Below are 10,322 nucleotides of genomic sequence, written 5' to 3' on the forward strand. Positions count from 1 at the left end.
AACTAGTTCTTAGCTTTACGATGTCTGTTTTGATTAACTTCCATAATGACAGGCAAAATAACTGGGTGTCGATTAGTTTGTTCATACAAGAAATGATTCAACTTATCACGAACGCCTTGTTTTAGATCTGACCAATCAAAATCTTTGCTAGTTTGCATATAATCGACAATTGTATTCACGATAATATCTGAACTCTCGCTCAACAAATCACGACTAGCACGCATGTAAACAAAGCCACGAGCCGTAATTTTAGGCTTAGCAACGACTTTCTTCTTTTTACGATCAATTGTAGCCACAGCAATAAAGACACCGTCTTCGGCCAATAATTCACGATCTCGAAGCACAATGCTGCCAATATCGCCAACACCAATACCATCAATCATAGTATCGCCGGCATCAACGCTTTTACCTTGATAAAATTGACCATTTTCATAATTCAAAACATCACCCTTTTTAGTTAGGAAGATATTTTGATAAGGAACGCCTGTTTCATGAGCAATACGTGCATGTGCATCTAACAAACGATACTCGCCTTGTACTGGAACAACATTTTCAGGATTCAACAAATTGATCATCAATTGCAAATCTGACTTATTGGCATGTCCTGATGAATGTTTGTCATCACTCAAAGCTTTTACTTCAGCACCAGTCCGATAAATAGCATCACGAGCTTTGGCAACCGTTGTATCCATAGCATGTGATGGCGTCGTAGCAATAAAGACAAGATCCCCTTCTTCAATTTGGAATTTAGTCTTAGCAGCTGGATTAGCCATCTTTTGTAAAAGTTTAACTGGCTCGCCCATCTTACCAGTTTCAATTACAACTAATTTATTTGTATCGACTGTCTTTAATTCCTTAGGTTTCAGAATTAAATCTTTATTGCTGATCTTCAAATAACCTAAATGCATGGCTGTCTTAAGAATTTTCTCAGCATCAGTTCCAGAAAGAAAAACTCGGCGACCTGTCTTAGCAGCTGCATCAAGTACTTGTTGCATTCTTTGAATATTTGAAGCAACTTGCGCTACGATAATACGTCCATTGTGATAACTAAATGTATCAAGGATATATTCATAAATATCCTTTTCACTAGAATTTTCATATGGGGACTCGGCGTTAGCTGAATCACTTAATAGGGCTAAAACTCTTTCACTACCAATTTTGGCAATACGACCATAGTTGGTTTTATATGTTGGTGCAGCAGCTTGATCAAATTTAAAGTCTCCAGTATAGACGATCTGACCTTCACTAGTCTTAATAACGGTTCCTAAGGAACCAGGAATTGAGTGGGTAGTCTTAAAGAAGGATACTGAAGCTTCTTCAAAATCAATAGCTGTATTTTCGTCAATAATATGGAAATTTGAAAATTTCTTACTGCGACGATCGTTTGAACAAACGATTTTAGCCAATTCAATAGTCATTTCTGAACCAAAGACTGGAATATCATAGTCGCTGATCAGATAAGGCAAAGCTCCAATTGCATCAGCATGTCCATGTGATAAGAACACACCTACTACCTTATCAATGTTTTGTTTGATATAAGTCATATCAGGTACGACCAAATCAATACCATAAAGATCATTATCTGGATATTGCAAACCAATATCTAAAATATAAATCTCATCATTTACTTCGACGGCGTACATGTTCTTTCCATTTTCGCGTACACCACTTAACAAAATTATCTTAATTTTTTTGCTCATTTTCATCTCTCATTTCATTAAAATAGCATAGATCATAATATTCTATTGTGATTCTTAAGTCTTTTAAGACTATTTAAGCTATACCTGTTTTTTATTTTAACATATCAACGAGCGATTAGAAAAAATAAGCAAAAAAAATAGGAGTTCCATCGCTGGATACTCCTAATTACTATTAACGACGTAGACCTAATGACTTGATCAATTCACGGTAACGTTGAATATCTTTACCACGTAGGTAACCTAATAGATTACGACGGTGACCAATCTTCTTCAATAGACCAACATATGAATGGTGGTCCTTCTTGTTAACTTTCAAGTGATCGTTAAGTGCATTAATATCGTATGTTAAAACAGCAATTTGTACTTCGGGAGAACCAGTGTCTCCGTCTTTACGTGCATATTGTTTAATAATTTCGTTTTTCTTTTGTTTTGAAATAGCCATTTCAATTCACCTTTTCCTTATATTATTTAGCCAAACTATGTCTGCGTTGGTGATTCGTCAAACAGAGCATGGTTAATACATCTAACTAATTTACTACAAAAGAAGAAATATTGCAATGATGAAAAAAAATCGACATTTCATTGCATTGCTAAAGTTAATTATGTATAATTCTATGTATTGAGTTTTAAGCTTACTAGGTAATCGGAGGTGAAATTAATGCCACAAATTAAATCAGCTATGAAACGTGTAAAGACTGCAGAGAGCGCTAACCTTCGCAATAATGCACAAAGAAGTTCAATGCGTTCAGCAATTAAGAACTTTGAAACATCTGCTGCTAAAAACGCTGACAACAAAGATGAATTATTCAGAACAGCTGTCCGTGCTATTGACATGGCTAAGTCAAAAGGCCTAATTAAGGCTAACAAGGCTGCTCGTGATAAGTCAAGACTTGCTAAGATGAATTAATGATAAGCAGCCGCTAGGTTGCTTTTTTATTTTGTTTATAAAAAGACCAGTGCGTTTAACCATTAAAATGGTTGATTGCACTGGTCTTTTTTCATTTTAAATTACTACAATTATAGTTTCTTACGCAAATTTAGCTATAAACAGATCAAAAAGTAATTCCTTATCCCCTTGTCCTGATTTAATTTGATAATCCAAATTAACAATATCTCCATACATCACTTGTAACCTCTTGCGATCCAATGTTCTTGCTTGGCGATAAGAATATTTTACTCGATAAGGATTTAAACGTAGATTTTTAGCAATTGATGATTCAGACAGGCCTCTTTCAGACATAATTTTCACTTGAATAAGCAAGCGTAACTGAGAGATTATAATAGCCACTAACAAAATAGGGTCAATTTTTTGTAAAAGAAATTGATTATATAATTCCTCTGCCTTATAGATATTTTTGTTCAAGATTTCTGTCATTAGATCAAAGACATTATCCTCTAAAGATTGTGGAACTAATTCAGATACAGCGGCCTGATTGATTTTTTTAGACTGTAAAGCGTACATTTTTAATTTATCTAATTGATTAATTATTAATGAATAATTGCCTTTAGTTTTGTTAACTAACAAATCCAAAGCCGCTGGCTCAATCTGATATCCATCATTTTTTAAGTCATTATTTATTGTTCTGGTCAAAATTGGTCCTTCCATCTGACCAGCATTAACTGTTACTGCAGACTTTTTTAACTGTTTAACAATTTTCTTTCGTGAATCCAACTTATCGTATGAAGCAAAAATAACCATAATTGTCGATGGTGTAGGATTTTGAATATATTTTAAAAGTAAATCCGGATTTTGTTCAACAGCATTCTTAACTTTTTCGCCCGTTAAAAAATATGGATGTTCAACAAACACTAATCGTCTTTCACCAAAAAAAGGTGCTGAAATAACTTCATTAATTACATCTGCTAATGCTACTTCTTCTAAATCAAAGCTTGAGAAGTTCATATCGCGTTCTTCAGATGACATGATATCTTTGAAAGCCATCTGAATTTCTTTGATAAAAACTCTCTCTTTACCAGTTATTAGATAAACGTTGCTTAAATTACCCTGTTTTAAATTATTCTTTAGTTCTGCTATTTTCAACCAAGTCACCCTTTAAAAAAGTTGTTATTTTCTCTTCATTGTTAAAAAAATAATAATACCAAGATATCATACCATAATCAGCAGTATTAAAATATTGGACCTGATGCTTTTGAAGACGTTTTAATGTTTCCTTATTAGGATGCCCATAGCGATTATTTACACCTGCTGAAATAAAGCCAACTTTTGGTTTTAACATCGACAATAATTGATCACTAGTGGCAGTTTTTGATCCATGATGTCCCACTTTTAAATAATCTGCTTGAAATTGATGATCTTTCAAAATTTCTTTCTCGCTCTCACTGTCCAAATCACCCGTAAAAAGCCATTTTTTGTTCTTTATTCTGGCTAATAATGTTAAAGAATCACCATTCTCACCGATACCTTTTGTTTTAGGCCATAAAACTCGCCATTTGATAAATCCTGTATCAACCACATCATCTTGCTGTAAATTTTTGAATTTAACTTCCGGATGATGCTTCATAGCTGCTTGTATCCGCGGATTATTCTCCAACCCAATTCCAAAGTTAACTTCTTTCACACTAAATTTACTTAACATAGTTTCCAAATTACCTACGTGATCAACGTCCTTATGAGTTAAAAACAATTTATCTATTCGACTAATTCCCTGATGCTTCAAGAAAGGTATTGTACTATTATCCACTTGATTGCTAGTTTCGTGCTTAGCCCACGACGGCATCGGAAATCTCAATTTGCCAGCTACATCGATCATAAAAGTCTTTCGATTCAAAGGTGTTGTAATAACAAGGCTATCTCCTTGCCCTACGTCAACTAAATTAACTGATCCAAAGAGCGGAAATTTATTCATAGCCACACATCCGATAAAGATCAGCATGTATATCCACAAATACTTATTTCTTAAAGTTTTAGTTTCAACATACAACAGAACGATAATAATTAAAATAATTACCCAAAAACTTGGTATTTGTCCGGTAACAAAAATTAAATTTTTAGCATGGGCAATCTTATCAAATAGTCCATACATCCAGCCAAAAAAATTATTAGGGATTTTCCATAAGGGCCAGCCCACTGTTAAACTAGATATTATGGTAAAAGGCAGAATAAGATATGTGAATATAGGGACAAATATCAGATTTATCAATAATGTTAACCAATTGAATTGATAGGTGTAAAAACAAATCACTGGTAATCCTACTAAAATCATCTTCAAAGTTGTCAGCAATAATTTTGATCCACGATATAAATAAAGAATTGCGAACGACAATAAAAAACTCAACTGTCCACCCATCTCAGCGAGTGTAAAAGGATATATCCAAAGACAAATTAGCAAAGTAATACTAAATATGTCCAATCGCGTATATTTCAATTTAAACTTCCCAAAAATTATTCCTACCATTGCCAAAACAATTGCCCGCCAAATACCACTTCTAGAACCGACTAGGATTCCATAGCATGGCAATAAGATTAATAAGACAGTATCAACCCATTACACGGGAATTCTAAAAAAAGAAGTCAATTTGCGGATCATTGTTAATAAAATTAGAACATGAAGTCCTGACAGACTAAAAAGATGAATTATTCCTAAAACACTAAGGATTTCTAAAAAGTCTTTTTCTAAAGGATCGTTGTAGCCAACAATTAAACTTTGAGCTTGAATCCTCATCCATTTGGGCAATTTTTTTAAATAATTAATTATATGTATTCGTAAAACATTTATTTTTTCAAAAATAGTTTGTGGATCATACTTTTTTAAATTCCTAATAGTGTCCAATTGAACAGTATATTTAAGTCCTTTATTTGCTGAATATCTTTGAAAATCAAATTCACCAGGATTACGCGGACCAGCAATTTTTTCAATTTTTTTAACTGTTACAGTAGCCGATGCCATGGTCGATAGATTTTGCCAAAAGTTTTGTTCTGGTTGGTTTTTAATCGAATAAATAAAACGCAATTGATCTTTTCCTGACCGTAATTCACCACTTAAAGAATTCCCTTTAACAACTAAATTATCTGGGGACAAAACTACAGTTTTAATTTGAGAAACGTTCTCAGCTGCTGTCTGATTTAAGAACTGACACCTGATTAAAAATATTCCCATTAAAATAAATGATAATATCAATAATCTTACATTTTTTAATAATCCAATTCTCAATATTACTAACAATAAAAAAATTAAAATCCAAGTTGAACCTAGATAAACAGTAACAACAAGAATTACCGCAAGTGTCGGAAATATCCAAAAATCTTTCATAAATCAAACAGTCAATTGGTCTTTAAGCGAATCTAAGCTCTTCTCGCCAATACCAGAGACCTTAGTTAAATCATGTAAATCTTTAAAATTCCCATTCTTTTCTCGAAAAGCAATAATTTTTGCAGCCTTTTTAGGTCCAATTCCTGTTACATTCTTGAAATCATCCACTGAAGCAGTATTAATATTAACCACTTTCCCATCATTTTGATTTTTATCACTGCTTGGAGCTGATCCACTGGTCTCCCCTTTTAAAGGGACATATATCTGCATCTGATCCGCTATCTTTTTGGCCTGATTAAGTTGTTTGACATCGGCATTAGTGTCCAAACCTCCGGCCATTTGAATTGCAGTCTGAATAATAGCACCATCTTTTAATCGGTAAACACCAGGTTTCTTCACTGCTCCTTGAATATCTACGACCAAAAGTTTGCTGGAAGTTAATTTAGCTTTTTCTCTAGTTTTTTTTACTGGGGGCTTAACTTGCTCCGTTTTAATTTCATTTTTTATTGGCGTCCGTTGCTGATGAGTCAAGTAATAACCTCCTAATAACAACAAAACTACCCCTAAAATACTTAATAGCATCCGATTTTGCTTAATTTGTTCATAAAATTCTTCCATTATTATCACCTCAAATAAAACTACGAAAAAAAGAGACTTTAATGACAAAATCATTAAAATCTCTTTTTTATTACTTGGTTTTTTCAAGGTAATTAATTGCATCGTTCAAATTCTTAACTGGTACAATCTTCATCTTCATGTGTAGCTTCTTAGCAGCTCTCAAAGCTAAATGATAATTATTTACATAACCTGGTTCATATTTCTTAATTTCTTTAGTTACTGGATCATCAGGAGCAAAGAAAATCGTAGCTCCTTCTTCAGAGGCAGCATAAACTTTCTTTTCAATACCACCAATTGGTCCAACTGTACCATCAGGTGAGATAGTTCCAGTTCCTGCGATAGTCCGACCGGCTTTCAAATCTTTGTTAGCAACCTGTGAGTAAACTTGTAAAGTAAACATCAATCCAGCTGAAGGTCCACCAATATCGCCAGCATTAATTTTTGTAGGAGGATTACCCTTAGCCTCAGTATTGTCAGTCAAAGTGATTCCTAAGCCAAAACGTTTAGTACTAGCCAATTTGACCAGACCACCACTTGCTGATTTCTTTTTGCCATCACGTAGATAATCAATTTTAACAGTCGAATGCTTATCTTGCTTTCTGACATAATTAATAAACTGATTAGCACTGTTAAAATGGTAGCCATTAATAGCAGTAATTGTATCGCCGATTTGTAATTTCTGCTTAAATTTAGAATTACTCATAATATCCATCACATAAACGCCTAAATATTTTTTAGTAAAAGGCTTGTCGGCTTTAGAGTAAGCTGCTTGAATGGCATTGTTTTGAGCCGACTGCATATAATATTTCTGTACGTTAAAGTAATCCTGACTATTTTCATCACCCATTAAATCTTGTTGCGAATAAATTGTCTCAAAATTATTTCCTAATGATTTAAGTAATGTAAAAGGAGTCCCACTAACAATACCTACAGTCGTCAGTAAAAGATTTCCCTTCTTTTTATCTTGCTTGCCATTTACTTTCACAAATTGAGAAGTATCCTCAGCTGTACCAGGAACTTCCAAATAATAACCAGTTGGCGCAAAGAAAAATGCCACCACAATGATAAATATAAAGATTGCTCCTAATACTTTATTACGTGTTTTATTAAATTTCAAAGTATAATTATTCCCTTCTCAACTTCTTGATCAACGCTTGTGCAACAGCTAGAGGAACGAATTCCGAAATATCTCCGCCAAATTTGGCTACTTCCTTCATCATTGACGAAGATATCGTAGCATATCTGCCATTTGCAAGCAGGAATATCGTTTCAATATTTTTATCCATTACTTTATTAATTGAAGCTACCCCAGATTCATATCCAAAATCATCCGGATTACGCATCGAGCGAACCAAAAAACCAGCGCCTAACTTTTGAGCTAGTTTAGTTGACAACTCACCCTTACTATCAATTACTTCAACATTAGTTAAATCCTTGATCTCAGCCTCAATAAACTGTTTCTTTTCATCATATGTAAATAAATAATTCTTAGAAGTATTGGTCATAGGCGCTACGTATAACTTATCAAAAAGTTTGGCAGAGCGACGAATAATATCCAAGTGACCATTCGTTATCGGATCAAAACTTCCAGCATACAATCCAATCTTTTCAGACATCCTATCCCCCAAATTGGTACAAAGCTACTTTCGTATCTTTGTATCTTTTTTCCTTAATTAAATCAATACGTTCAAAATCACTCAAGTCAATATCATAATCAGTTTCATCAACAATAATAGCATCTGGGTTTAATAATTCTTGTTCAACCATATCTTTGATAATTTGTTCAGTTATCTTCATCCGATAAGGTGGATCTAAGAATACTAAATCAAATTTAACACCCTCATTAGCAAATTTTTGCAAAGCATCTGTTGCAGATGATTTCATAACAATGAAGTTAGACTCAGCGTGAGTTTTTTCGATATTCTCTTTGATTGTATTAATTGCTTTATAAGCCTTATCAACTAAATAGGCTTTCTCATAGCCTCTAGACACTGCTTCTATTCCTAGGCTACCAGTTCCTGCAAAAAGATCTAAAGCTACTCCATCAACCATATATGGAGATATCATACTAAAAACAGCCTCTTTGACTTTGGCAGAAGTAGGACGAGTATTATTAGTTGGCACAGCCTTTAAATTAAGACCACGAAATTTACCTGAAACAACTTTCATTTGTTATCTTCTCCTGCATTTTTTGATTTTAATACATAATGCTCATCTAACTCTTTACGATGAGCCAAGGAAACTCGTTTAACATAATTTTTAGACATTAATTCCTTTTTAACCTCCGCAGCCCGGTTAGAATTAACGTATAACATAATATATTTCATTTTGGGAGAAGTATAATAAACCGTTCCATACCGCTGCAGTTTTTTTCTCCACTTTAATGAGTAGACCCAGACATACAATGCCTGACGTTCCACTTTTTTATACATAAAATCATCCTTTTTTCATTTTTTCAAATTTTGCGGTCGTCTCTAAGTTTAAAACAATCCCTAAAGCAACTGACAAGACCAGCAAACTGGAACCACCATAACTAATAAAGGGCAAGGTAACACCTGTTAAAGGAATCAAGCCCAATAATCCCCCAACATTTAAAACAATTTGTACCAAGATCATCGTTGCAACTCCATAATAAACCAATGAATTATATGTTTTTTTAGAGCGGAATCCTAAAGAAATCATTCTTAAAATCATTATCAGCAACAATCCCAGAATGAATACTACACCGACCAATCCTAACTCTTCACTAATAATCGACATAATAAAATCTGTGTGTGGTTCCGGTAAATAACCACGCTTTTGAATACTATTACCAAGTCCTACACCAAAAACTCCACCATTACTAATGGCATAAAATGAATTAACTAACTGGGCACCGGCCTTTTGTTCCAATTGAAACGGATGCTGCATAGCTAGAAAACGTTGATAGGCATAATTGCTTTTTACGAATGATGGTGGGAATTTGGTAATAATAATAATCATACTAGTAAATACTACCAATAAAACCCCACTTAATTCTGCTATCAATCGTCCTGGAATAGTTGACGACGAAATTAAAACCAAAGTAATTAAAGATAAAATCAAAGCCCCACCAATATCAGGCTGTAAGAAAACCATCACTATAATTGAACCAACTATTACTAATGGTTGAAAGACTTCTTTAAAAACTTCTTTCCAACCTTGTTTTTGTATTAAACGATTTTGTTTATTAGTTAGGACCAGCGCTAAAAACATAATTAAGAATAACTTGGCCAATTCTAGGGGTTGAAAATTAATAATTCCTAGATTGATCCAAGCTGAAGCACCATTAACACGACTACTTGGTTTTAAATAGGCTCGCCCTAATAAATAAAATAACGATACCAATGTAACAATCATTACCATACTCAAAATCTTACGATTCTTTAAAACCCTCTCCTTGAGCATAAACGTGATATAACACAAACAGAGTCCCATAATCGCATAAATAGCTTGTTTGATCAGATACTGATCAGTTTTTCCTCCCGCTATTAAAGCATTATAAAAACTAGCGGAATAAACCATAACGATTCCAATACCCAATAACAGGATATATGGAATAATGATCCATAAGTCTATTTTCTTTAATTTTTTCACCTTTGAACTCCTAAAATCTAATAATAAGATTATACCACCAAACAAATGGAGAAAAAAACTGTGCCCCTTACTCTCAACTATAAAAAAAAGGCTGTTCGTCAAATCAAGTGGATGGCGG

The 10,322-nt window shown here is 33.6% G+C and carries 10 protein-coding genes and 1 pseudogene; 1 reads left to right on the forward strand and 10 read right to left on the reverse strand.

Annotated features, from left to right (window positions below; all coding sequences use genetic code 11):
* Positions 1–2: 2 nt before the first annotated feature.
* Together FD26_RS04400 and rpsO are read right to left on the reverse strand one after the other, a co-directional pair.
* Positions 3–1,700, reverse strand: a complete 1,698-nt coding sequence (locus FD26_RS04400; RefSeq protein WP_057867226.1) for a ribonuclease J — start codon at positions 1,698–1,700, stop codon at positions 3–5.
* 172 nt (positions 1,701–1,872) lie between these two features.
* Positions 1,873–2,142 (reverse strand): 30S ribosomal protein S15, encoded by a 270-nt coding sequence (gene rpsO, locus FD26_RS04405; protein ID WP_057867227.1) that lies wholly within the window; start codon positions 2,140–2,142, stop codon positions 1,873–1,875.
* Positions 2,143–2,358: 216 nt separating this feature from the next.
* Here rpsO and rpsT point away from each other — a divergent pair, with 216 nt between their 5' ends.
* Entirely contained in the window at positions 2,359–2,607 is a 249-nt protein-coding gene (rpsT, locus tag FD26_RS04410) for a 30S ribosomal protein S20 (protein ID WP_057867228.1), read from the forward strand.
* Positions 2,608–2,727: 120 nt separating this feature from the next.
* Here rpsT and holA read toward each other — a convergent pair whose 3' ends face one another.
* The 8 genes and pseudogenes from holA to FD26_RS04455 all read right to left on the reverse strand — a co-directional run bounded on the left by holA (position 2,728) and on the right by FD26_RS04455 (position 10,204).
* Positions 2,728–3,741 carry a DNA polymerase III subunit delta gene (holA, locus tag FD26_RS04415; RefSeq protein WP_057867229.1) on the reverse strand — a complete coding sequence of 338 codons (1,014 nt, stop codon included), beginning with the start codon at positions 3,739–3,741 and terminating at the stop codon, positions 2,728–2,730.
* Positions 3,716–5,971: pseudogene (locus FD26_RS11270) on the reverse strand (DNA internalization-related competence protein ComEC/Rec2). Before FD26_RS11270 ends, holA begins: the two are co-directional and overlap by 26 nt.
* A 3-nt stretch (positions 5,972–5,974) precedes the next feature.
* Positions 5,975–6,589 carry a helix-hairpin-helix domain-containing protein gene (locus FD26_RS04430; protein ID WP_057867232.1) on the reverse strand — a complete coding sequence of 205 codons (615 nt, stop codon included), beginning with the start codon at positions 6,587–6,589 and terminating at the stop codon, positions 5,975–5,977.
* 70 nt (positions 6,590–6,659) lie between these two features.
* Positions 6,660–7,706, reverse strand: coding sequence for a SepM family pheromone-processing serine protease (locus FD26_RS04435; RefSeq protein WP_057867233.1), 1,047 nt, complete (start codon positions 7,704–7,706; stop codon positions 6,660–6,662).
* A gap of 7 nt (positions 7,707–7,713) precedes the next feature.
* Positions 7,714–8,205, reverse strand: a complete 492-nt coding sequence (gene coaD, locus FD26_RS04440; protein ID WP_057867234.1) for a pantetheine-phosphate adenylyltransferase — start codon at positions 8,203–8,205, stop codon at positions 7,714–7,716.
* A gap of 1 nt (position 8,206) precedes the next feature.
* A complete protein-coding gene (rsmD, locus tag FD26_RS04445) occupies positions 8,207–8,758 on the reverse strand; it encodes a 16S rRNA (guanine(966)-N(2))-methyltransferase RsmD (protein ID WP_057867235.1) in 552 nt (183 codons plus the stop codon).
* Complete coding sequence (locus FD26_RS04450; RefSeq protein WP_075888303.1) at positions 8,755–9,021, reverse strand: YlbG family protein; 267 nt, start codon at positions 9,019–9,021, stop codon at positions 8,755–8,757. Before FD26_RS04450 ends, rsmD begins: the two co-directional genes overlap by 4 nt.
* A gap of 4 nt (positions 9,022–9,025) precedes the next feature.
* Positions 9,026–10,204, reverse strand: a complete 1,179-nt coding sequence (locus FD26_RS04455) for an FtsW/RodA/SpoVE family cell cycle protein (RefSeq protein WP_057867236.1) — start codon at positions 10,202–10,204, stop codon at positions 9,026–9,028.
* Between the last annotated feature and the right edge of the window lie 118 nt (positions 10,205–10,322).

This window comes from Companilactobacillus crustorum JCM 15951, assembly GCF_001434585.1.
Taxonomy (GTDB): domain Bacteria; phylum Bacillota; class Bacilli; order Lactobacillales; family Lactobacillaceae; genus Companilactobacillus; species Companilactobacillus crustorum.